The sequence below is a fragment of the Streptomyces sp. NPDC026522 genome, assembly GCF_055567555.1.
On the sequence record NZ_JBVHQF010000002.1, the window covers coordinates 85061 to 108548 of the forward strand.

Consider the following 23488-nt stretch of genomic DNA (forward strand, 5'->3'; position numbering starts at 1 on the left):
GAGCAGGGTCCGGAGATGATCCGCTCGGAGCAGGGGGCCTTGACGAACGGGCGGCGGCGCGCAATTCTCAGACCCGTCGTGGGAGACCGCCCGACCGCTTCCGAGCCCCGAGGGTACGGATCGGCGATCCGAGGCATGGATCGACTACGAAGAGGGCAGTACTGATACGCGCTCTGTGTACGAGCGCGGCAGAGTTGGACGCAGTGTTGGTTGAACACGGTGTTGGTTGATCGAGTGGGGAAGGCCTGTTGCCGGTTTCCGGAAACCTGGTCTGGACATCAGTGAGCCAAGTGGCTACACTGACCCTTTGCGCTGCCTGTTAGCTGCCCCCTGCCCGTCGCCAGGGGCATGCCCACGCTCGAGCACACCTGACTGATCCGCCCTGACCTGGTCTTTCGCACCAGATTCAAAGCGTCCGTCGTCTGTGTCGGCTGGGACCGGTACGCGCGTAGTGAGTCCGAGCCCTCGGAAGGACCCCCTCTTGGCCGCCTCGCGCAACGCCTCGACCAATACGAACAACGGTGCCAGCACCGCCCCGCTGCGCATCTCCTTTGCAAAGATCAAGGAGCCCCTCGAGGTTCCGAACCTCCTGGCGCTGCAGACCGAGAGCTTTGACTGGCTGCTCGGCAACGCCGCCTGGAAGGCTCGCGTCGAGTCGGCTCTCGAGAGTGGACAGGACGTCCCCACCAAGTCCGGTCTTGAAGAGATCTTCGAGGAGATCTCGCCGATCGAGGACTTCTCCGGGTCGATGTCGCTGACTTTCCGCGACCACCGTTTCGAGCCGGCGAAGAACTCGGTCGACGAGTGCAAGGAGCGCGACTTCACGTACGCGGCGCCGCTCTTCGTTACCGCCGAGTTCACGAACAACGAGACCGGAGAGATCAAGTCTCAGACGGTCTTCATGGGCGACTTCCCGCTCATGACCAACAAGGGCACCTTCGTCATCAACGGCACCGAGCGTGTCGTGGTGTCGCAGCTCGTCCGTTCCCCCGGTGTCTACTTCGACTCCTCCATCGACAAGACGTCCGACAAGGACATCTTCTCCGCCAAGATCATCCCGTCCCGGGGTGCCTGGCTGGAGATGGAGGTCGACAAGCGCGACATGGTCGGTGTCCGCATCGACCGCAAGCGCAAGCAGTCCGTCACCGTCCTCCTCAAGGCTCTCGGCTGGACCACCGAGCAGATCCTCGAAGAGTTCGGCGAGTACGAGTCCATGCGCGCCACCCTGGAGAAGGACCACACCCAGGGCCAGGACGACGCGCTGCTCGACATCTACCGCAAGCTGCGCCCGGGCGAGCCGCCGACGCGCGAGGCCGCTCAGACGCTGCTCGAGAACCTCTACTTCAACCCGAAGCGCTACGACCTCGCGAAGGTCGGCCGCTACAAGGTGAACAAGAAGCTCGGCGCCGACGAGCCGCTGGACGCCGGTGTGCTCACCACCGACGACATCATCGCGACGATCAAGTACCTCGTGAAGCTCCACGCGGGCGAGACCGAGACCACCGGTGAGTCGGGCCGTTCGATCGTCGTCGAGACCGACGACATCGACCACTTCGGCAACCGTCGTCTGCGCAACGTCGGCGAGCTCATCCAGAACCAGGTCCGTACGGGTCTGGCCCGGATGGAGCGCGTCGTGCGCGAGCGCATGACGACCCAGGACGTCGAGGCGATCACGCCGCAGACCCTGATCAACATCCGGCCGGTCGTCGCCTCCATCAAGGAGTTCTTCGGCACCAGCCAGCTGTCGCAGTTCATGGACCAGAACAACCCGCTGTCGGGCCTGACCCACAAGCGCCGCCTGTCGGCGCTGGGCCCCGGTGGTCTGTCCCGTGAGCGGGCCGGCTTCGAGGTCCGAGACGTCCACCCGTCGCACTACGGCCGCATGTGCCCGATCGAGACCCCCGAAGGCCCGAACATCGGTCTGATCGGCTCGCTCGCGTCCTACGGCCGCGTCAACGCGTTCGGTTTCGTCGAGACCCCGTACCGCAAGGTCGTCGACGGCGTCGTCACCGACGAGGTCGACTACCTGACCGCCGACGAGGAAGACCGCTTCGTCATCGCCCAGGCCAACGCCGGCCTGAACGACGAGATGCGCTTCACCGAGAACCGCGTCCTGGTCCGCCGTCGTGGCGGCGAGATCGACTACATCGCCGGCGACGACGTCGACTACATGGACGTCTCCCCGCGCCAGATGGTGTCCGTCGCGACCGCGATGATCCCCTTCCTGGAGCACGACGACGCCAACCGCGCCCTCATGGGCGCGAACATGATGCGCCAGGCCGTTCCGCTCATCAAGGCGGAGGCGCCGCTCGTCGGCACCGGCATGGAGTACCGCTGCGCCGTCGACGCCGGTGACTCGATCAAGGCGGAGAAGGACGGTGTCGTCCAGGAGGTCTCGGCCGACTACATCACCGTCGCCAACGACGACGGCACGTACACCACGTACCGCGTCGCGAAGTTCTCCCGCTCGAACCAGGGCACCTCGGTCAACCAGAAGGTCATCGTCAACGAGGGCGACCGGATCGTCGAGGCCCAGGTCCTCGCCGACGGCCCGGCCACCGAAGAGGGCGAAATGGCCCTCGGCAAGAACCTGCTCGTCGCGTTCATGCCGTGGGAAGGCCACAACTACGAGGACGCGATCATCCTGTCGCAGCGCCTCGTACAGGACGACGTCCTCTCCTCGATCCACATCGAGGAGCACGAGGTCGACGCCCGTGACACCAAGCTGGGCCCCGAGGAGATCACCCGGGACATCCCGAACGTCTCCGAAGAGGTCCTGGCCGACCTCGACGAGCGCGGCATCATCCGCATCGGTGCGGACGTCGTCGCCGGCGACATCCTGGTCGGCAAGGTCACGCCCAAGGGTGAGACCGAGCTGACCCCGGAGGAGCGCCTGCTCCGCGCGATCTTCGGTGAGAAGGCCCGCGAGGTGCGTGACACCTCGCTCAAGGTCCCGCACGGTGAGATCGGCAAGGTCATCGGTGTCCGCGTCTTCGACCGCGAGGAGGGCGACGAGCTTCCCCCGGGCGTGAACCAGCTGGTCCGCGTCTACGTCGCCCAGAAGCGCAAGATCACCGACGGCGACAAGCTCGCCGGCCGTCACGGCAACAAGGGTGTCATCTCCAAGATCCTTCCGATCGAGGACATGCCCTTCCTTGAGGACGGCACGCCGGTCGACATCATCCTGAACCCGCTGGGTGTCCCGTCCCGAATGAACCCGGGACAGGTCCTGGAGATCCACCTCGGCTGGCTCGCCAGCCGCGGCTGGGACGTCTCCGGCCTCGCGGAGGAGTGGGCCGAGCGCCTCAAGGCGATCGGCGCCGACCGCGTCGAGCCCGGCACCAACGTCGCCACCCCGGTGTTCGACGGTGCCCGCGAGGACGAGCTGGCCGGCCTGTTCGAGCACACCATCCCGAACCGCGACGGCGACCGTCTGGTCCTGCCGTCCGGCAAGGCGCGTCTGTTCGACGGCCGCTCCGGCGAGCCGTTCCCGGACCCGATCTCGGTCGGGTACATGTACATCCTCAAGCTGCACCACCTGGTCGACGACAAGCTCCACGCCCGGTCGACCGGTCCGTACTCGATGATCACGCAGCAGCCGCTGGGTGGTAAGGCGCAGTTCGGTGGCCAGCGCTTCGGTGAGATGGAGGTGTGGGCGCTGGAGGCTTATGGCGCCGCTTACGCCCTCCAGGAGCTGCTGACCATCAAGTCCGACGACGTCACCGGCCGCGTGAAGGTCTACGAGGCCATCGTCAAGGGCGAGAACATCCCCGAGCCGGGCATTCCCGAGTCCTTCAAGGTGCTCATCAAGGAAATGCAGTCGCTCTGCCTCAACGTGGAGGTGCTGTCCTCGGACGGCATGTCCATCGAGATGCGCGACACCGACGAGGACGTCTTCCGCGCGGCGGAGGAGCTCGGTATCGACCTGTCCCGGCGTGAGCCGAGCAGCGTCGAAGAGGTCTGACGGGCCTGACGGGGGGCTCGCTCAAGAGCCCCCCGTCATCCCCGGGACCGTTCAGACCATGATTGAGACTCGACCCCGAAAGAGGGATTGACGCACAGTGCTCGACGTCAACTTCTTCGACGAGCTGCGGATCGGCCTTGCCACCGCGGACGACATCCGAACCTGGTCGCACGGCGAGGTCAAGAAGCCGGAGACCATCAACTACCGCACCCTCAAGCCCGAGAAGGACGGACTCTTCTGCGAGAAGATCTTCGGTCCGACCCGGGACTGGGAGTGCTACTGCGGCAAGTACAAGCGTGTCCGCTTCAAGGGCATCATCTGTGAGCGCTGTGGCGTCGAGGTCACGCGCGCCAAGGTGCGTCGTGAGCGGATGGGCCACATCGAGCTTGCCGCTCCCGTCACCCACATCTGGTACTTCAAGGGCGTCCCGTCGCGCCTGGGCTACCTGCTGGACCTCGCGCCGAAGGACCTCGAAAAGGTCATCTACTTCGCCGCGTACATGATCACGTTCGTGGACGACGAGCGCCGCACCCGCGACCTCCCGTCGCTGGAGGCCCACGTCTCCGTCGAGCGCCAGCAGATCGAGAACCGCCGTGACGCGGACCTCGAGGGCCGGGCCAAGAAGCTCGAGACCGACCTGGCCGAGCTGGAGGCCGAGGGCGCGAAGGCCGACGTGCGCCGCAAGGTGCGCGAAGGCGCCGAGCGCGAGATGAAGCAGCTGCGCGACCGTGCGCAGCGCGAGATCGACCGTCTGGACGAGGTCTGGTCCCGCTTCAAGAACCTCAAGGTCCAGGACCTCGAAGGCGACGAGCTGCTCTACCGCGAGCTGCGCGACCGCTTCGGTACCTACTTCGACGGTTCGATGGGTGCCGCGGCGCTGCAGAAGCGCCTGGAGTCCTTCGACCTGGAGGAGGAGGCCGAGCGCCTCCGCGAGATCATCCGTACCGGCAAGGGCCAGAAGAAGACCCGTGCGCTCAAGCGCCTCAAGGTCGTCTCCGCGTTCCTGCAGACCAGCAACAGCCCCAAGGGCATGGTGCTCGACTGCGTGCCGGTGATCCCGCCGGACCTGCGTCCGATGGTGCAGCTGGACGGTGGCCGCTTCGCGACCTCCGACCTGAACGACCTGTACCGCCGCGTGATCAACCGCAACAACCGTCTGAAGCGCCTTCTCGACCTCGGTGCCCCCGAGATCATCGTGAACAACGAGAAGCGGATGCTCCAGGAGGCGGTCGACGCCCTCTTCGACAACGGCCGTCGTGGTCGCCCGGTGACGGGCCCCGGCAACCGTCCGCTGAAGTCCCTGAGCGACATGCTCAAGGGCAAGCAGGGCCGATTCCGTCAGAACCTCCTCGGCAAGCGCGTGGACTACTCCGCGCGTTCCGTGATCGTCGTCGGTCCGCAGCTGAAGCTGCACCAGTGCGGTCTGCCCAAGGCCATGGCGCTGGAACTCTTCAAGCCGTTCGTGATGAAGCGCCTGGTGGACCTGAACCACGCGCAGAACATCAAGTCGGCGAAGCGCATGGTCGAGCGCGGCCGTACGGTCGTCTACGACGTGCTCGAAGAGGTCATCGCCGAGCACCCGGTGCTGCTGAACCGTGCGCCCACGCTGCACCGTCTCGGCATCCAGGCCTTCGAGCCCCAGCTGGTCGAAGGCAAGGCCATCCAGATCCACCCGCTCGTCTGCACCGCGTTCAACGCGGACTTCGACGGTGACCAGATGGCCGTGCACCTGCCGCTCTCCGCGGAGGCGCAGGCCGAGGCCCGCATCCTGATGCTGTCCTCGAACAACATCCTCAAGCCGGCCGACGGCCGTCCGGTCACGATGCCGACCCAGGACATGGTCCTCGGTCTGTTCTTCCTGACCACCGACGGTGAGCTGCGTGACACCAAGGGCGAGGGCCGCGCGTTCGGCTCCACGGCTGAGGCGATCATGGCGTTCGACGCCGGCGAGCTCGCGCTCCAGTCGCAGGTCGACATCCGCTTCCCGGTGGGCACCATCCCGCCGCGCGGCTGGGTGCCGCCGGTCGCCGAGGAGGGTGAGCAGGAGTTCCAGCCGGGCGACAGCTTCCGTCTGAAGACGACCCTGGGCCGCGCGCTCTTCAACGAGCTGCTGCCCGAGGACTACCCGTTCGTCGACTACTCGGTGGGCAAGAAGCAGCTCTCCGAGATCGTCAACGACCTGGCGGAGCGCTACCCCAAGGTCATCGTGGCGGCGACGCTCGACAACCTCAAGGCGGCCGGTTTCCACTGGGCGACCCGTTCGGGCGTCACCGTGGCCATCTCCGACGTCGTCGTGCCCGAGGCCAAGAAGGCCATCGTCGCGGGCTACGAGGCGATGGACGAGAAGGTCCAGAAGCAGTACGAGCGCGGTCTGATCACCAAGGACGAGCGCACGCAGGAGCTCATCGCGATCTGGACCAAGGCGACCAACGAGGTTGCCGAGGCGATGAACGCGAACTTCCCCAAGACGAACCCCATCTTCATGATGGTTGACTCGGGTGCCCGAGGAAACATGATGCAGATGCGACAGATCGCCGGTATGCGTGGTCTGGTGTCGAACGCGAAGAACGAGACCATCCCGCGTCCGATCAAGGCGTCCTTCCGTGAGGGCCTCACCGTTCTGGAGTACTTCATCTCCACGCACGGTGCCCGTAAGGGTCTGGCGGACACCGCCCTGCGTACCGCCGACTCGGGTTACCTCACCCGTCGTCTGGTGGACGTCTCGCAGGACGTCATCATCCGCGAGGAGGACTGCGGCACCGAGCGCGGCCTCAAGCTCAAGATCGGTGTCAAGGACGAGGCCGGCGTACTGCGCAAGGCCGACGACGTCGAGACCTCCGTGTACGCCCGCATGCTGGCCGAGGACGTCGTCATCGACGGCAAGGTCATCGCGCCGGCCAACGTGGACCTCGGTGACGTGCTCATCGACGCCCTCATCGCGAACGGCGTCGAGGAGGTCAAGACCCGCTCGGTCCTGACCTGCGAGTCCGCGGTCGGCACCTGTGCCTTCTGCTACGGCCGCTCGCTGGCCACCGGCAAGCTGGTCGACATCGGTGAGGCGGTCGGCATCATCGCCGCGCAGTCCATCGGTGAGCCCGGTACCCAGCTGACGATGCGTACCTTCCACACCGGTGGTGTGGCCGGTGACGACATCACGCAGGGTCTGCCGCGTGTCGTCGAGCTCTTCGAGGCCCGTACCCCGAAGGGTGTCGCCCCGATCTCCGAGGCCGCCGGCCGCGTGCGGATCGAGGAGACCGAGAAGACGAAGAAGATCGTCATCACGCCCGACGACGGCAGCGAGGAGACGGCGTTCCCGATCTCCAAGCGCGCCAAGGTCATCGTGCACGAGGGCGACCACGTCGAGGTGGGCCAGAAGCTCACCATGGGTGCCACCAACCCGCACGACGTGCTGCGCATCCTCGGCCAGCGTGCCGTCCAGGTCCACCTGGTCGGCGAAGTCCAGAAGGTCTACAACTCGCAGGGCGTGTCGATCCACGACAAGCACATCGAGATCATCATCCGGCAGATGCTGCGCCGCGTGACGATCATCGAGTCCGGCGACGCGGAGCTCCTGCCGGGCGAGCTGGTCGAGCGGTCGAAGTTCGAGACCGAGAACCGTCGTGTGGTCACCGAGGGCGGTCACCCCGCCTCCGGCCGTCCGCAGCTGATGGGTATCACCAAGGCCTCGCTGGCGACGGAATCCTGGCTGTCGGCCGCCTCCTTCCAGGAGACGACCCGAGTCCTGACGGATGCGGCGATCAACGCCAAGTCCGACAGCCTCATCGGCCTCAAGGAGAACGTCATCATCGGTAAGCTCATCCCGGCCGGTACGGGTCTGTCCCGCTACCGCAACATCCGGGTCGAGCCGACCGAGGAAGCCAAGGCAGCGATGTACTCGGCCGTCGGCTACGACGACATCGACTACTCGCCCTTCGGCACCGGCTCCGGCCAGGCTGTCCCGCTGGAGGACTACGACTACGGCCCGTACAACGGCTAAGGGTCCGGTACGTCGAAGCCCCCCGCTGCTCCGAGAGGAGCGGCGGGGGGCTTCTTCGTGTTCCGGGGCCCGGGGGTCGCCCGGGCCCCCGGGAGCGGGCCTCAGGCGCGGCGGCGGCGGGTGGCGACCGTGACCGAGGTGAGGGCCAGGAGGGCGAGGGTGGCGGCGGCGAGGCCCGGGGTGAGGCCCCTGGGGGTGAAGGTGCAGGAGACCTTCGTGGTGCCGGGGGCCACGGGGACGGAGACCAGGCCGTGGAAGGGGCGGAGCGGGGCGGAGCACTGCCAGCCCGGGACGGCGGTCATCGCGAAGACCGCCGTGCCCGTTGCGCCCTGGGGGAGGGTGGCCTCGATGGTGTGTCCGGCCGCGGTGACCTTCGCCGCGCCGGTGGCGGTGAGGCGGCGCACCGCGGCGTCGAGCGCGGCGCGGTCCAGGCAGCCGATGGGATGGGCGCCGGCCGTGGCGTTCGCGGTGCGGGTGGCGACCGCGACGTCCAGCCGGCCCGAGGCGGGGACCGTACCGAGCGGGACGACCCCGCTCATCCGGTCTTCCAGCGGGCGGGAGCCGGAGGTGCCCTGGGAGAGGGTGCCGTAGAGCTCGGGCGAGTACCAGTAGGCCTCGGAGCCGGGCGTGCACTGGGCCGCGTACGTCTGGGCGGTGGCGCTGCCGCCCCGGGTGACCTGCGGGACCTGGTAGACGCTCGCGCCCAGGACGTTCTCCTGGCGGGCGTAGACGCTGTCGGCCGGGTTGGGGGAGGTGTAGGAGCCGTGGCGCAGCGTCACGAGGGGCGGGGCCGGGAACTTCGTCGCGGTCCAGCTGTTCTTCGCGGCGCCCGGCCGTACCCGCGCCCCGATCGAGAAGATCGCGTCGAGCACCGGGTTGTCGGCGCCGAAGAAGGTCCGGCCGTCGTTCTTGAAGCCGTATCCCAGGGGCTGCAAGGCCTGGTACGTGGCCTCGGGGAGGTAGCTGCTGTAGTACTGCGGTCCCTCCGCGCGCAGGGCCAGGGCGTCGTTGTACGAGGTCTGCGGCGCGCCCGAGTCGGTCCGGTAGGCGGGCCAGCCGTCGACCGCCCGGACGGCGTCGAAGTGGCGGCTGATCGACTCGTTGGAGGTGGCGGCCGGCGCCGCCCAGCGTTCGCGGGCCCGCCGGGTGTCCGCGTTGAGCGCGGCGGCGGCGGATTCGGCGAAGACCACGCCGACCATCAGCACGGCCGCGACCGGGATCAGGTAGCGGCGCTCGCGCCCCAGGGCCAGCAGGACCAGTGCGAGCAGCGACAGGGCGCCGCCGCCGAGCACGGCCGGCCACGTCCAGCCGCCGAAGTCGTTGGTGTGGCGCAGTACGAAGGTGGCGGCCACCAGCAGGGCGGCCGACAGCGCGAGGTGCAGCGGGCGCGGCCGGTGGGCGAGCGCCAGCCAGGCGGCGATCACCACCATGCCACTGAACACGAAGGCCTCGCGGTACGGGTTGCCGTTGGGCACCGCCAGGCCGTGCCACACGTACTGGGTCGGCGGGAACTGGAACGAGGCCAGCACCAGCAGCGTCGCCGCCGCCCACACCAGGCGGGTCCGGCGCGCGATCGCGGTGTTGAACAGGAACGCGCCTGCCAGGATCAGCCCCAGCGAGGCCACGTACAGCCGCGGCCGGCCGCCCCACAGGTGGGTGGCGGGAAGCATCCCGGCGAGCAGGATCTCGATCCGGACCGGTTCGAAGGAGCCGGCCCGGGTGGGCTGCGCGGCGCCGCTGGACAGGAAGGACGGCAGGAGCAGCGGCAGGGTGAGGAGGATGCCCGTCACGGTGGCCGTGGCCGCCCGCCACACGGCGCGCAGCCGCTCGGCGCCGGTCATCTCCCGGGTGGCCAGCCGGACGGCCAGGAGCACGCAGGCGGCCATCGTGGCCATCATCGCGGTGTAGAAGTTCCCGAACCAGGCGAGCGCGACGAACAGTGCGACCCCGGGCCAGCGGCGCTGCTCCAGGCACCACTCGACGGCGATGCCCAGCAGCGGCAGGGCGACCAGCCCCCACAGCCACATCGGGATGTACGAGGCGTCGCTGAGCGCCCACCCGCACAGCCCGTACGTCGCTCCGAGCACCCCGCGCTGCCACCAGGGGCCGGGGTGCAGCTTGCCGAGGTACACCGTCATCACGGCGGCCGCGGTGCCCATCGTCAGGGGGGTGACGACGAAGACCGCGAGGTCGACGTGGGCCCGGGGGACGAGGACCGCCAGCCAGGAGAACGGGTTGCCGAGGTAGGTGTAGTAGTCGGACAGGAACTGCTGCCCGAAGCCGCCGCGCCAGCTGAACAGCAGGTCACCGGCGGCCTGCCCGTGCACCAGGTCCCACAGGGCGCGGTGGAAGGGCACGTACTGGTTGGCCTGGTCGTTGAGGGCGCGGCCGGTGTTCCCGAAGGGGTAGGTGCCGCGGGCCACCCAGGCGGTACAGAACGCGCCCGCGGTGACGAGGAAGGCGAGCAGGGGGCCGCGCAGGCGGGCCAGACGGCGGCGGGCCGCGGTCGGCCGCCGCCGGGCGGGAGCTTCCTGCGTGGTGGGCTCCGAGGCCACGGTTCCCAATGCGCTGCTCCCTGCTGATCGACTTCGCCGGGTGGCGGTTTGTCCGGCTCGTCAGTCTAGGGCGGTGCGGGGAGCGCGGATCCACGTACCACATGCGCTCGGGTTCCGCACATCCGCGCCGGTGCAGGAGGGCCGCCCGGGCCCGGATCCCGTGCCGCGTCTGGCCTGCGCCTCTGTGGGGGCGGCGGGGCCGCGGCGGCTGCCGGGCCTTTGTTTTGACCGGAGTGGATGGGATGGGTACGCTCAGACCTTGTGCCTGGGGTGTGCCTGGGCTCCCGTGCGTGTCCATCACCCGCATAAGAGCCCGTACAAGCCACCGCGATCCATGTGATCTCCGTTTGCGCGGAGCTCCACCGGATCCGACACACCCGACCGCGTGGGTCGGCAACGTTCCAGGTTAGCTTCACTACACGGCACACAGAAACCGGAGAAGTAGTGCCTACGATCCAGCAGCTGGTCCGTAAGGGCCGGCAGGACAAGGTCGAGAAGACAAAGACCCCCGCGCTCGAGGCTTCGCCCCAGCGTCGCGGCGTCTGCACGCGTGTGTTCACGACCACCCCGAAGAAGCCGAACTCGGCGCTCCGTAAGGTCGCGCGTGTGCGTCTGACCTCCGGCATCGAGGTCACCGCTTACATTCCGGGTGAGGGACACAACCTGCAGGAGCACTCGATCGTGCTCGTGCGTGGTGGCCGTGTGAAGGACCTGCCGGGTGTTCGTTACAAGATCATCCGCGGTGCGCTTGACACCCAGGCTGTCAAGAACCGCAAGCAGGCCCGCAGCCGCTACGGCGCCAAGAAGGAGAAGTAAGAATGCCTCGTAAGGGCCCCGCCCCGAAGCGCCCGGTCATCATCGACCCGGTCTACGCATCTCCTCTGGTGACGTCGCTCATCAACAAGATCCTCCTGAACGGCAAGCGCTCCACCGCCGAGCGCATCGTCTACGGCGCCATGGAAGGCCTCCGCGAGAAGACCGGCAACGACCCGGTCATCACGCTGAAGCGCGCGCTGGAGAACGTCAAGCCGTCCCTCGAGGTCAAGTCCCGCCGTGTCGGTGGCGCGACCTACCAGGTTCCGGTCGAGGTCAAGCCGGGTCGCCAGTCGACCCTCGCGCTGCGCTGGCTCGTGGGTTACTCCCGCGCCCGCCGCGAGAAGACCATGACCGAGCGCCTCATGAACGAGCTGCTCGACGCCTCCAACGGTCTTGGCGCTGCCGTCAAGAAGCGCGAGGACACGCACAAGATGGCCGAGTCCAACAAGGCCTTCGCGCACTACCGCTGGTAGTCCCACCCCACATCGAGACCGAGAGAAGACCGAAGCCTTATGGCTACCACTTCGCTTGACCTGGCCAAGGTCCGCAACATCGGGATCATGGCCCACATCGACGCGGGCAAGACGACCACCACCGAGCGCATCCTGTTCTACACCGGTGTGTCGTACAAGATCGGTGAGGTCCACGACGGCGCCGCCACGATGGACTGGATGGAGCAGGAGCAGGAGCGTGGTATCACCATCACGTCTGCCGCGACGACCTGCCACTGGCCTCTTGACGAGGTCGACCACACCATCAACATCATCGACACCCCGGGTCACGTCGACTTCACCGTAGAGGTGGAGCGTTCGCTCCGCGTCCTCGACGGTGCCGTCACCGTCTTCGACGGTGTCGCCGGTGTGGAGCCGCAGTCCGAGACGGTCTGGCGCCAGGCCGACCGTTACGGCGTGCCGCGCATCTGCTTCGTCAACAAGCTGGACCGTACCGGCGCCGAGTTCCACCGCTGCGTGGACATGATCGTGGACCGCCTCGGCGCGACCCCGATCGTCATGCAGCTGCCCATCGGCTCCGAGATGGACTTCCAGGGCGTTGTCGACCTCGTCCGCATGAAGGCTCTTGTGTGGTCCGCCGAGGCCTCCAAGGGCGAGATGTACGACGTCGTCGACATCCCCGCCTCGCACACCGAGGCCGCCGAGGAATGGCGCGCCAAGCTGGTCGAGACGGTCGCCGAGAACGACGAGCAGATGATGGAACTGTTCCTGGAGGGCACCGAGCCCACCGAGGAGCAGCTCTACGCCGCCGTCCGTCGTATCACCATCGCGTCCGGCAAGGGCGGCGACACCACCGTCACCCCCGTGTTCTGCGGCACCGCGTTCAAGAACAAGGGCGTCCAGCCCCTGCTCGACGCCGTCGTGCGCTACCTGCCTTCCCCCCTGGACGTCGAGGCCATCGAGGGCCACGACGTCAAGGACGCGGAGGTCGTGGTCAAGCGCAAGCCGGCCGACTCCGAGCCGCTGTCGGCCCTCGCGTTCAAGATCGCGAGCGACCCGCACCTCGGCAAGCTCACCTTCGTCCGGATCTACTCCGGTCGCCTGGAGGCCGGCACCGCGGTGCTGAACTCCGTCAAGGGCAAGAAGGAGCGCATCGGCAAGATCTACCGCATGCACGCGAACAAGCGTGAGGAGATCGAGTCGGTGGGCGCCGGTGACATCGTCGCCGTCATGGGCCTGAAGCAGACCACCACCGGTGAGACGCTGTGCGACGAGAAGGCCCCGGTCATCCTGGAGTCCATGGACTTCCCGGCCCCGGTCATCCAGGTCGCGATCGAGCCCAAGTCCAAGGGTGACCAGGAGAAGCTGGGTGTTGCCATCCAGCGTCTCGCGGAGGAGGACCCCTCCTTCCAGGTTCACTCGGACGAGGAGACCGGCCAGACCATCATCGGTGGTATGGGCGAGCTTCACCTCGACATCCTCGTCGACCGCATGCGTCGCGAGTTCAAGGTCGAGGCGAACGTCGGCAAGCCGCAGGTGGCCTACCGCGAGACGATCCGCAAGTCCGTCGAGCGTCACGACTACACCCACAAGAAGCAGACCGGTGGTACCGGTCAGTTCGCCAAGGTGCAGATCGCGATCGAGCCCATCGAGGGCGGCGAGGCGGCTTACGAGTTCGTCAACAAGGTCACCGGTGGACGTATCCCGCGTGAGTACATCCCGTCGGTGGACGCCGGTGCCCAGGAAGCCATGAAGTTCGGCATCCTCGCCGGCTACGAGATGACTGGCGTCCGCGTCATTCTTCTCGACGGTGGTTACCACGAGGTCGACTCCTCCGAACTCGCGTTCAAGATCGCCGGTTCGCAGGCCTTCAAGGAGGCCGCGCGCAAGGCTTCTCCCGTGCTCCTTGAGCCGATGATGGCCGTTGAGGTCACCACGCCCGAGGACTACATGGGTGAGGTCATCGGCGACATCAACTCTCGTCGTGGCCAGATCCAGGCCATGGACGAGCGTCACGGTGCTCGCATCGTGAAGGGCCTCGTGCCGCTTTCGGAGATGTTCGGCTACGTCGGAGACCTCCGCAGCAAGACCTCGGGTCGCGCCAGCTACTCGATGCAGTTCGACTCCTACGCCGAGGTTCCCCGGAACGTCGCTGAGGAGATCATCGCGAAGGCCAAGGGCGAGTAACTCTTCGGAGTCCACGCTTTAGGCTTGTCACCGGTACCTCTGGGGCAACAGGAGCAACCCGCACCCGTTGCCCCGGGGACCGGCATCCCAGCAAAGATCACCTGGCGCCGATCTGTAAGGCGTACAGAACCACTCTCAGGAGGACCCCCGTGGCGAAGGCGAAGTTCGAGCGGACTAAGCCGCACGTCAACATCGGCACCATCGGTCACATTGACCACGGTAAGACGACCCTCACGGCCGCCATTACCAAGGTGCTGCACGACAAGTACCCGGACCTGAACGCGGCTTCGGCCTTCGATCAGATCGACAAGGCTCCTGAGGAGCGCCAGCGCGGTATCACCATCTCGATCGCGCACGTCGAGTACCAGACCGAGGCGCGTCACTACGCCCACGTCGACTGCCCGGGTCACGCGGACTACATCAAGAACATGATCACCGGTGCCGCGCAGATGGACGGTGCCATCCTCGTGGTCGCCGCCACCGACGGCCCGATGCCGCAGACCAAGGAGCACGTGCTCCTGGCCCGCCAGGTCGGCGTTCCGTACATCGTCGTCGCCCTGAACAAGGCCGACATGGTGGACGACGAGGAGATCCTGGAGCTCGTCGAGCTCGAGGTCCGTGAGCTGCTCTCCGAGTACGACTTCCCGGGCGACGACCTGCCGGTCGTCCAGGTCTCCGCGCTGAAGGCGCTCGAGGGCGACAAGGAGTGGGGTGACAAGCTCCTCGGCCTGATGGACGCCGTGGACGAGGCCATCCCGACCCCGCCGCGCGACACCGACAAGCCCTTCCTGATGCCCGTCGAGGACGTCTTCACGATCACCGGTCGCGGTACGGTCGTCACCGGCCGTATCGAGCGTGGTGTCCTGAAGGTCAACGAGACCGTCGACATCATCGGTATCAAGGAAGAGAAGACCACCACCACGGTCACCGGTATCGAGATGTTCCGCAAGCTCCTCGACGAGGGCCAGGCCGGTGAGAACGTCGGTCTGCTCCTCCGTGGCATCAAGCGCGAGGACGTCGAGCGCGGCCAGGTCATCATCAAGCCCGGTTCGGTCACGCCGCACACCGAGTTCGAGGCCGCCGCGTACATCCTGTCGAAGGACGAGGGTGGCCGTCACACCCCGTTCTTCAACAACTACCGCCCGCAGTTCTACTTCCGTACCACGGACGTGACGGGCGTTGTGACCCTGCCTGAGGGCACCGAGATGGTCATGCCCGGTGACAACACCGACATGACGGTCTCCCTCATCCAGCCGGTCGCGATGGAAGAGGGCCTGAAGTTCGCCATCCGTGAGGGTGGTCGTACGGTGGGCGCCGGCCAGGTCACCAAGATCACGAAGTAATTCGTGCTCTGACCTGGTAGCTCGCGCGAGCGGGCACCACGTTTGACAGAGGGGCCCTTTCCCCACCGCTTCGGCGGTGGAGAAAGGGCCCCTCGTCGTCTTCTGCTTGCTCCAGGCCTTGCTGCCCGGCGGCGTCACCGCGGCTGCGCGGCGGGGGTGCCGGCGACGGTGCTCGCGCCCTGGCTGATCGAGGTGCTTTTGCAACACCCTGGAGCCGGTGCGCGACCGCTTAGACTTCCTCCTGTTGTCCGCGGACACCGTCGTACCGCGGTCCTGGGTGGGCATCACCCCGTTGCCGGGTGAGGTGGCAGTGGCCGCGATCGTGGCCTACTCTCTCGGTTCCGTCGTCACCGTGCTCGCTATGCTGGCAGCCCTGAGGCTGGAGGCCTCGGAGCGGCCGCGGCCGTCACCGAAGAGCCCGGGCAGACGGCCGACACGGGCAGCGTGGGCGTGGGCGGCATGGAAATGACCATCTCGCCCACGACGTCACACCGATCACCGAGCACTCGTTTGTGCCACATTCCGCTGGAGCTACCGTGTCCCAATACGACGATGTCTGGCTGGTGATACCGGCCTATAACGAGGGCCAGGTGATCGCCGATGTGGTCGAGGGAGCCCGTAAGACGTTTCCGAACATCGTCGTCGTCGACGACGGCAGCACCGACGACTCGGCCAAGCACATAGCCACGACTGGTGCCCACTTGGTCCGCCATCCGGTCAACCTCGGCCAGGGGGCGGCCCTGCAGACCGGCCTCACCTACGCGCTCGCCCAGCCCGACGCCCGGTACTTCGCCACCTTCGACGCGGACGGCCAGCACCAGACCAAGGACGTCGAGACGATGGTCGCGGTGCTGCGTCGCGACGAGGCCGACGTGGTCCTCGGCTCCCGCTTCATCGAGCAGAACGGCCAAGTGCCGTGGATCAAGCAGGTGGTGCTCCGTACGGCCGCCGCGGTGAGCCCCACCGCCCGCAAGCTGAAGCTCACCGACGCGCACAACGGCCTGCGGGTGCTGGGGCGCCAGGCCGCCGAGCAGTTGAACATCACCATGAACGGCATGGCCCACGCGTCTGAGCTCGTCGGCTACCTGGCCGGTTCGGGGCTGCGGGTCACCGAGGTCCCGGTGGACATCCTCTACACCGATTACTCACGCGCCAAGGGTCAGTCCCTGATCAACGGCGTCAACATCCTTTTTGACATTTCGCTGCGGGAGCGTGGGCGTCGATGAAGTACTTCTGGATCCAGCTGCTGCTGATCGTCGGTTCGGTGTCCATGGCGCTGGTGTTCATACGGACTTGGGGCCAGGCGAAGAACCGGGCCTGGAAGCGCATCGCCTTCTCGGTGTTCGTCGTCGTCAACGTCTACGCGGTGCTCCGCCCGACCGACGTGACCTGGCTCGCGCAGCAGCTCGGCGTCGGCCGCGGCACCGACCTGGTGCTCTACGTGATGGTGCTCGCGATGGGCTTCCTCACCCTCAACACCTTCCTGCGCTTCCGCTCGCTGGAGAAGAAGATCACCGATCTCGCGCGGACCGTGGCCATCAACGAGGGCGTCCGGCACAACGAAGAGCGCCTCGGGCAGAACGTCGTCCCACCGGCGACGGCGCCCGTCGACGCGGACGCCGAAGTCGACGCGGACTCGGTGAATGCCTGAAGCTGCGTGACCGTTCCGCCGTGAAGGCCGCACATCGTGAGGGCGCGCGCATGCCGGCGAAGCACGTCTCATCTCCGGTCAGTGCCGAGCGCGCCCGTTCAGGAAACCGATCAGAATAGGAAGTGCCCAGGGGTGCAGTCGGCAAGTGAAACGAAGGACACGCCACACGTGTCCCTTCCCGAGTCGACCGCCGGTCCGGTCAGGACCGAGCGGCTGCTTGCGAGAGGGCGGTCCGTTGCCCTCCGGCCGTGGTTCTGGCCCGTGGCCCTGGTCGCCGGCTACCTCGGACAGGTGCTGTTCCGGCTTTCCCTGGTGCTGCACAACAGCTACCCCTCGGTCCATGCCGACGAGGCCTCGTACCTCGTCCTGGCCCGTGTCCTGGCAGGCCACCCGACGACGGAGATGCCGGTCGGTTCGGTGATCCCCGGCGGATACCCGCTGCTGATCTCGCCGGCCCTGCGTCTCGCAGACGACCCGTACACCGCATACCACCTCGTCATGGGCCTCAACACGCTGCTCAACGCGATGGTCTTCCCCTTGGTCTTCGTCGCGTTGCGGCGGCTGGACGTCCCCAAGGGGTTGTCGTTCCTAATCGCCACCGCGGCAGCGCTCATGCCGCCGGTGGTCTTCTACTCCGAGTTCGTCATGTCTGACACGGTGCTGCCCGCGGTGCTGCTCGCCTGGCTGATCACCATGCACGGCTGGCTCAGCGAGGGGGACACTCGGCGCCGGGTCCGGTTCGGCGCGGGAACCGGGCTCGCGGCCGGCTTCGCCATGGCCGTGCACGACCGCGGCGGGGTGGTCGTGGCCCTCACCGCCCTCGTGCTGCTGGGCGCGCTGGTCTTCAAGTGGGCGCCGCTGAAGTCGACGCTGGCCGCCTGGGGCGGTCTCGCCGTCTCCGTGGCCGGTGCCAAGCTGCTGTCTACCTGGCTGGAGGCCCAGTTCGCGGACACACCACCGAGCTCGGTGGGCACCCAGGTCATCGACAACCTGATCAAGCCCGAGTTGCTGCGGACCACCGTGACCCGCACGGTCGGCCAGCTCTGGTACTTCTCGACCTCGTCCTGGGGCTTCGGCGCGCTCGCCATCGCGCTGTGCGTCTTCGCGGTGTTCAGCTCGAGCTTCCCGCGCGCTGCCCGGGTGGTCTCGTTCGTCATGGTCGCGCTTCTGTGCGGCATCGCGCTCGCCGCGGCCGCCGGTCTGCCGCCCGACACCCGCATCGACAACTGGATCTACGCCCGCTACCTGGCTCCGCTCGTCCCGGTGTTCTTCCTGGTGGGTGTCACCGTCCTGTACCGGGCGCGGATCAACGGGCTGTTCAAGCTGGTGCTGGGCGCGGTGCTGTTCGTCGTGGTCACCGCCGAGTTCGTGATCCAGGTGGTCGGCAAAGGCCTCCGCGAGGCCATCCTCCAGTGGGGAATGCCTGACGCGCTGTTCCTCGCCTCGGAGTGGTCGAAGCTCCACATGTGGCGGACGCTCGCCGGAGCCCTGTTGGTGCTCGGCGCATGCGTGATGCTCCGGGTCGCCGGCGGACGCAGGGTGATGTGGGCCGTCGTCGTGTCGCTGGCTCTGTTCGGCGCGTACGCGACGACCGCGGTCACCTCGAACGTGGCCGAGCCTTTTGCGCAGGTCCGCAAGCCGCTCGCCACAGGCTTCAGCAAGGCCTCGGGGCTGGAGCCCGGCGAGAACCTGGTCATGGACCAGGACGTCGACTGGGGCCTGCGGATGGCCCAGTCGTACATGGTCTACCACGGGCGGGTTTGGACGCGCGACCTGCAAAAGGGCGAGCAGATCCCGGCCAAGGCGGACGCGGCGGTGCTCCCCCTGAAGGACGGCAAGCCGCAGGACACCTGGTCCAAGGCCCCGGAGGGGTGGCGCGTCGTCAAGGTGGACAAGCGGCACGGGTGGGTGCTCTGGCGACACCGCTGAGGTGCTCTCCGCGCGGACTTGAGGGGTCACTGCCCGTGGAGGGGCCGGTCGGAGGATGTGAGAGGCTCCGCAGCGCATGGTGTGCACATATCAAGGTGGGGTTATGGGGAGCAACGACGGCGCCGGTGGGTCCGGGGTCTCCGACGAGGAGTGGGCGCGGTTCGTGCGGGACGCCGAGGCCGGGGTGGGGGAGGCCCCGGCAGAGCCGTCGGCGCGGGCGCGGATGGTGACCGAGCGGCTGCGGCGGGAGGACGCCGAGCGGGCTGCCCGGGAGACGGGGTGGAAGGGGCGAAAGGCCCGCAAGGCCCGGCAGGCCGCCGAGCCCGTCGGGTGGCGGACCGGGCCGGCCTGGCAGGAGCTGGAGGGCCGCGGGAAGGGCAAGCGGCGGCTCAAGGCCACCGCCGCCGTCGTCTTCATCGCCGCCCTCGCGCTGATATCCGTACGGCCGGAGCTGGTCATAGACCGGCTCACGGGCAAGACGGCGGGCCGGGAGGAGGCCGCGAACGCCGGCCCGCTGGCCGCGGAGACGGCGCGCCCCTCGGCCGCGCCCTCGCAGGAGTACCCCGACCGGCCGACCCTCCGCGACCCCTTCCGCGGCTCACCGGCCTTGCAGTGGGCGGACGGCGCCGCCGGTATCGAGCTGCCCGAGGCGAAGCCCGTGGGCGGGATGTCCAAGGAGCAGGTGGCGGACGCGATCGCGAAGACCGGCCGGCTGCTGGCTGTGGCCAATCTGGAGCCCGCCACCCTGCGCGGTGAGCGCCCGCAGGCGGCGCTGGACCTGCTGGACCCGGTCCAGGACGACGGCCGGGGCCTGTTGGAAAAGGCCCTCGCCCGGCCTTCCAAGGACGCCGACCCGTTGTGGCTGTTCAGCCGTTTCGATCCGGCGCAGGTGCGGGTCCACGGTGACGTGGTCAAGACCCGCGGGCGCATGTGGTTCGACAGCAACCGCGCCGGTGAGGTGCTGGTGCACTCCGACTACACCTTCGTGTACCCGCTGGTGCAGGCGCGGGCCGGCGCGGACGAGGTGGCGCGCACGATCGTGCGGCGCGAGCTCACCGTGGCTCTGGCCGACCCCGCGCGGGTGGAGGCGACTCCCGGCAAGCTGCAGATCGTGAGCTGGTCCGAATCGGCGGGCAACGACGACTGCTCCCGGGACGGCGAAGGCTATCTGCACCCGATGTTCACGACCGACCAGCGGACGCGACCCTCATCGGGAGCAACGGGCCCGGTTACCGATCCGTATGACCGCAGCAAGGATGTGGCGGCGCTGCCGAAGGAGTGCGGGACGGTCTCCCGCTCCTGACCCGGGCCCCGTAAGGGCTCCCCGTCGCGCGGCGGGTTTGACGTGTCCGCGCGGCGGGGTATTGTTCTGCGCCCGATTGGCGCAGTACGTGTCTCATGTGGCAGACTACTCAAGTTGCTCGGTTGAGTGCCGATGCTGCGCGCCTCCCGCCGGGAGGACCGGAAGCGAGTCCCACAGTACTCGTCGTCCCTATCTGTCCCTCGGGGCAGCAATGGGGGCGGACGTACGGGAATCTTCTGGGAAGTGTCAGCACGGGGCCCACCAGGCACCCGGTGGGTGTTTCTCCCCCGAAGCGCGGTCCTGGGACCGCACCCCCTTGGACGAGGGAATTTCCGTATGGGAATTTTCTGTAGAGGGAGTGCGACACGCCCGACCGCGTGGGTCGGAGGGAAACGGTGGAGGGATCCACAGCCAGCCGGGAGCCAGAGCGTTTCCACAACAGACAGGACTACGGAGTAGCCATGGCGGGACAGAAGATCCGCATCCGGCTCAAGGCCTACGACCACGAGGTCATCGACTCCTCGGCGAAGAAGATCGTCGAGACGGTGACGCGCACTGGTGCGTCGGTCGCGGGCCCGGTGCCGCTGCCCACTGAGAAGAACGTGTACTGCGTCATCAAGTCGCCGCACAAGTACAAGGACTCGCGCGAGCACTTCGAGATGCGCACGCACAAGCGCCTGATCGACATCCTCGACCCGACTCCCAAGACCGTTGACTCGCTGATGCGCCTGGACCTTCCGGCCGGCGTTGACATCGAGATCAAGCTCTGAGAGGCGTCGAGAAGATGGCAAAGCAGATCAAGGGCGTCCTGGGCGAGAAGCTCGGCATGACCCAGGTCTGGGACGAGAACAACCGTGTCGTCCCGGTGACCGTGGTCAAGGCCGGACCCTGCGTCGTTACCCAGGTCCGTACGAACGACATCGACGGCTACGAGTCGGTCCAGATCGCCTTCGGCGAGATCGACCCGCGCAAGGTGAACAAGCCCCTCAAGGGCCACTTCGCCAAGGCCGACGTGACCCCCCGCCGCCACCTGGTGGAGCTCCGCACCTCCGACGCCAGCGAGTACACGCTCGGCCAGGAGATCACTGCTGAGGTGTTCGAGTCCGGCGTCAAGGTTGACGTCACGGGCAACAGCAAGGGCAAGGGCTTCGCCGGTGTCATGAAGCGGCACAACTTCCGGGGCCTCGGCGCCGGTCACGGTGTGCAGCGCAAGCACCGCTCCCCCGGTTCGATCGGTGGCTGCGCCACCCCTGGGCGTGTCTTCAAGGGCATGCGCATGGCTGGTCGTATGGGCAACGAGCGCGTCACCACCCAGAACCTGACCATCCACGCGGTAGACGCGGAGAAGGGTCTGCTCCTCATCAAGGGCGCAGTCCCCGGTCCGAACGGCGGCCTCGTCCTGGTCCGTACCGCGGCCAAGGGGGCTTGAGGTTAATGAGCACCATTGACATCCTTTCGCCGGCAGGCGACAAGGCCGGTACCGTCGAGCTCCCCGCGGAGATCTTCGACGCGAAGACCAGCGTTCCGCTGATCCACCAGGTCGTCGTCGCACAGCTGGCCGCTGCCCGTCAGGGCACGCACAAGACCAAGACCCGTGGCGAAGTCCGTGGTGGTGGCCGCAAGCCGTACCGCCAGAAGGGCACCGGCCGCGCGCGTCAGGGTTCCACCCGCGCTCCGCAGTTCGCCGGCGGTGGCGTCGTCCACGGCCCGCAGCCGCGTGACTACTCGCAGCGGACCCCGAAGAAGATGAAGGTCGCCGCCCTCCGCGGTGCCCTGTCGGACCGTGCGCGTCACTCCCGCATCCACGTCGTCACCGGCGTGGTCGAGGGTGCCGCCTCCACGAAGGCCGCCAAGACGCTGTTCGGCAAGATCTCGGAGCGCAAGAACCTGCTCCTGGTCGTCGAGCGCGCCGACGAGGCCGCGTGGCTGTCCGCCCGCAACCTGCCCCAGGTTCACATCCTGGAGCCGGGCCAGCTGAACACGTACGACGTGATCGTCTCTGACGACGTGGTCTTCACCCAGGCCGCGCTCGAGTCCTTCGTGTCTGGCCCCAAGGCCGACGAGACCGAAGGGAGCGACGCCTGATGTCCGAGGCGACCGTTACCAGCAAGACCTTCACTGACCCGCGCGACCTGCTGATCAAGCCGGTTGTCTCGGAGAAGAGCTACGCGCTGCTGGACGAGAACAAGTACACGTTCATCGTCGCGCCTGGCGCCAACAAGACCCAGATCAAGCAGGCCGTCGAGGCGGTCTTCTCGGTCAAGGTCACCGGGGTCAACACGATCAACCGTCAGGGTAAGCGCAAGCGCACCAAGACCGGTTTCGGCAAGCGCGCCAACACCAAGCGCGCCATCGTGACCCTCGCTGAGGGCGACCGAATCGACATCTTCGGCGGCCAGGCCTCCTAACGGAGTCCTGAGTCGTCCGGAATCGGACGAGGACTGAGAAATGGGTATCCGCAAGTACAAGCCGACGACCCCGGGCCGTCGTGGCTCCAGCGTCGCCGACTTTGTCGAGATCACGCGGTCCACGCCGGAGAAGTCGCTGGTTCGCCCGCTGCACAGCAAGGGCGGCCGTAACAACACCGGTCGGATCACTGTTCGCCACCAGGGTGGTGGACACAAGCGCGCCTACCGCGTGATCGACTTCCGTCGTCACGACAAGGACGGCGTGCCGGCCAAGGTCGCGCACATCGAGTACGACCCCAACCGCACCGCGCGCATCGCGCTGCTGCACTACGCCGACGGCGAGAAGCGCTACATCATCGCGCCGCGCGGTCTGCAGCAGGGTGACCGGATTGAGAACGGCCCGACGGCCGACATCAAGCCCGGCAACAACCTGGCGCTGCGCAACATCCCGGTCGGTACGACCATCCACGCGATCGAGCTGCGTCCCGGCGGCGGTGCGAAGTTCGCCCGTTCCGCGGGTGCGTCCGTGCAGCTGCTGGCGAAGGAGGGCACCATGGCCCACCTCCGCATGCCGTCCGGTGAGATCCGTCTCGTCGACGCGCGCTGCCGCGCCACGGTCGGCGAGGTCGGCAACGCCGAGCAGTCGAACATCAACTGGGGCAAGGCCGGCCGCATGCGCTGGAAGGGCGTTCGCCCGTCCGTCCGCGGTGTCGCGATGAACCCGGTTGACCACCCGCACGGTGGTGGTGAGGGCAAGACCAGCGGTGGTCGCCACCCGGTCTCCCCGTGGGGTCAGAAGGAGGGTCGTACTCGCTCGCCGAAGAAGGCTTCGAGCAAGTACATCGTCCGCCGCCGCAAGACGAACAAGAAGCGCTAGGAGCGG

General features: G+C 67.5%; 16 protein-coding genes. 15 read left to right on the forward strand and 1 reads right to left on the reverse strand.

All coding sequences use genetic code 11. The features are described 5' to 3' along the window. Nucleotides 1-481 precede the first annotated feature (481 nt). Together rpoB and ACZ4M3_RS04885 are read left to right on the forward strand one after the other, a co-directional pair. Nucleotides 482-3964, forward strand: a complete 3483-nt coding sequence (rpoB, locus tag ACZ4M3_RS04880) for a DNA-directed RNA polymerase subunit beta (protein ID WP_329197481.1) — start codon at nt 482-484, stop codon at nt 3962-3964. Between the two features lie 97 nt (nt 3965-4061). After that, nucleotides 4062-7961: a DNA-directed RNA polymerase subunit beta' gene (locus ACZ4M3_RS04885; protein WP_136213219.1), complete on the forward strand. Its 3900-nt coding sequence runs from the start codon at nt 4062-4064 to the stop codon at nt 7959-7961. Between the two features lie 101 nt (nt 7962-8062). On the opposite strand, the gene ACZ4M3_RS04890 is transcribed toward ACZ4M3_RS04885, so the two are convergent. Further along, nucleotides 8063-10516: a YfhO family protein gene (locus tag ACZ4M3_RS04890; protein ID WP_467730799.1), complete on the reverse strand. Its 2454-nt coding sequence runs from the start codon at nt 10514-10516 to the stop codon at nt 8063-8065. 444 nt (nt 10517-10960) lie between these two features. Between ACZ4M3_RS04890 and rpsL the strand changes: the two genes are divergently transcribed. The 13 genes from rpsL to rplB all read left to right on the forward strand — a co-directional run bounded on the left by rpsL (nt 10961) and on the right by rplB (nt 23482). Next, nucleotides 10961-11332: a 30S ribosomal protein S12 gene (gene rpsL, locus ACZ4M3_RS04895; protein ID WP_007265893.1), complete on the forward strand. Its 372-nt coding sequence runs from the start codon at nt 10961-10963 to the stop codon at nt 11330-11332. 2 nt (nt 11333-11334) lie between these two features. Then, nucleotides 11335-11805: a 30S ribosomal protein S7 gene (gene rpsG / locus ACZ4M3_RS04900; protein WP_007265894.1), complete on the forward strand. Its 471-nt coding sequence runs from the start codon at nt 11335-11337 to the stop codon at nt 11803-11805. Nucleotides 11806-11844: 39 nt separating this feature from the next. Beyond that, a complete protein-coding gene (fusA, locus tag ACZ4M3_RS04905) occupies nt 11845-13971 on the forward strand; it encodes an elongation factor G (RefSeq protein WP_136213221.1) in 2127 nt (708 codons plus the stop codon). A gap of 149 nt (nt 13972-14120) precedes the next feature. After that, entirely contained in the window at nt 14121-15314 is a 1194-nt protein-coding gene (gene tuf / locus ACZ4M3_RS04910; protein ID WP_361312440.1) for an elongation factor Tu, read from the forward strand. 536 nt (nt 15315-15850) lie between these two features. After that, entirely contained in the window at nt 15851-16540 is a 690-nt protein-coding gene (locus ACZ4M3_RS04915; protein ID WP_467730262.1) for a glycosyltransferase family 2 protein, read from the forward strand. After that, nucleotides 16537-16965, forward strand: a complete 429-nt coding sequence (locus tag ACZ4M3_RS04920) for a DUF2304 family protein (RefSeq protein WP_467730263.1) — start codon at nt 16537-16539, stop codon at nt 16963-16965. Before ACZ4M3_RS04915 ends, ACZ4M3_RS04920 begins: the two co-directional genes overlap by 4 nt. Nucleotides 16966-17226: 261 nt before the next feature. Beyond that, nucleotides 17227-18894, forward strand: a complete 1668-nt coding sequence (locus tag ACZ4M3_RS04925) for a hypothetical protein (protein ID WP_467730264.1) — start codon at nt 17227-17229, stop codon at nt 18892-18894. Between the two features lie 103 nt (nt 18895-18997). Then, a complete protein-coding gene (locus ACZ4M3_RS04930; RefSeq protein ID WP_467730265.1) occupies nt 18998-20197 on the forward strand; it encodes a hypothetical protein in 1200 nt (399 codons plus the stop codon). Between the two features lie 461 nt (nt 20198-20658). Further along, entirely contained in the window at nt 20659-20967 is a 309-nt protein-coding gene (rpsJ, locus tag ACZ4M3_RS04935; RefSeq protein ID WP_003948644.1) for a 30S ribosomal protein S10, read from the forward strand. A 14-nt stretch (nt 20968-20981) separates the two neighbouring features. After that, the gene (gene rplC / locus ACZ4M3_RS04940) at nt 20982-21626 is read left to right on the forward strand and encodes a 50S ribosomal protein L3 (RefSeq protein ID WP_007265899.1); all 645 of its coding nucleotides are present in this window, start codon (nt 20982-20984) and stop codon (nt 21624-21626) included. 5 nt (nt 21627-21631) lie between these two features. Continuing rightward, nucleotides 21632-22282, forward strand: a complete 651-nt coding sequence (gene rplD / locus ACZ4M3_RS04945; protein WP_031152736.1) for a 50S ribosomal protein L4 — start codon at nt 21632-21634, stop codon at nt 22280-22282. After that, nucleotides 22282-22605, forward strand: a complete 324-nt coding sequence (rplW, locus tag ACZ4M3_RS04950) for a 50S ribosomal protein L23 (protein WP_037792012.1) — start codon at nt 22282-22284, stop codon at nt 22603-22605. The genes rplD and rplW overlap by 1 nt, the downstream gene beginning before the upstream one ends. A 40-nt stretch (nt 22606-22645) precedes the next feature. Then, nucleotides 22646-23482, forward strand: a complete 837-nt coding sequence (gene rplB, locus ACZ4M3_RS04955; RefSeq protein ID WP_136213227.1) for a 50S ribosomal protein L2 — start codon at nt 22646-22648, stop codon at nt 23480-23482. Nucleotides 23483-23488 lie beyond the last annotated feature (6 nt).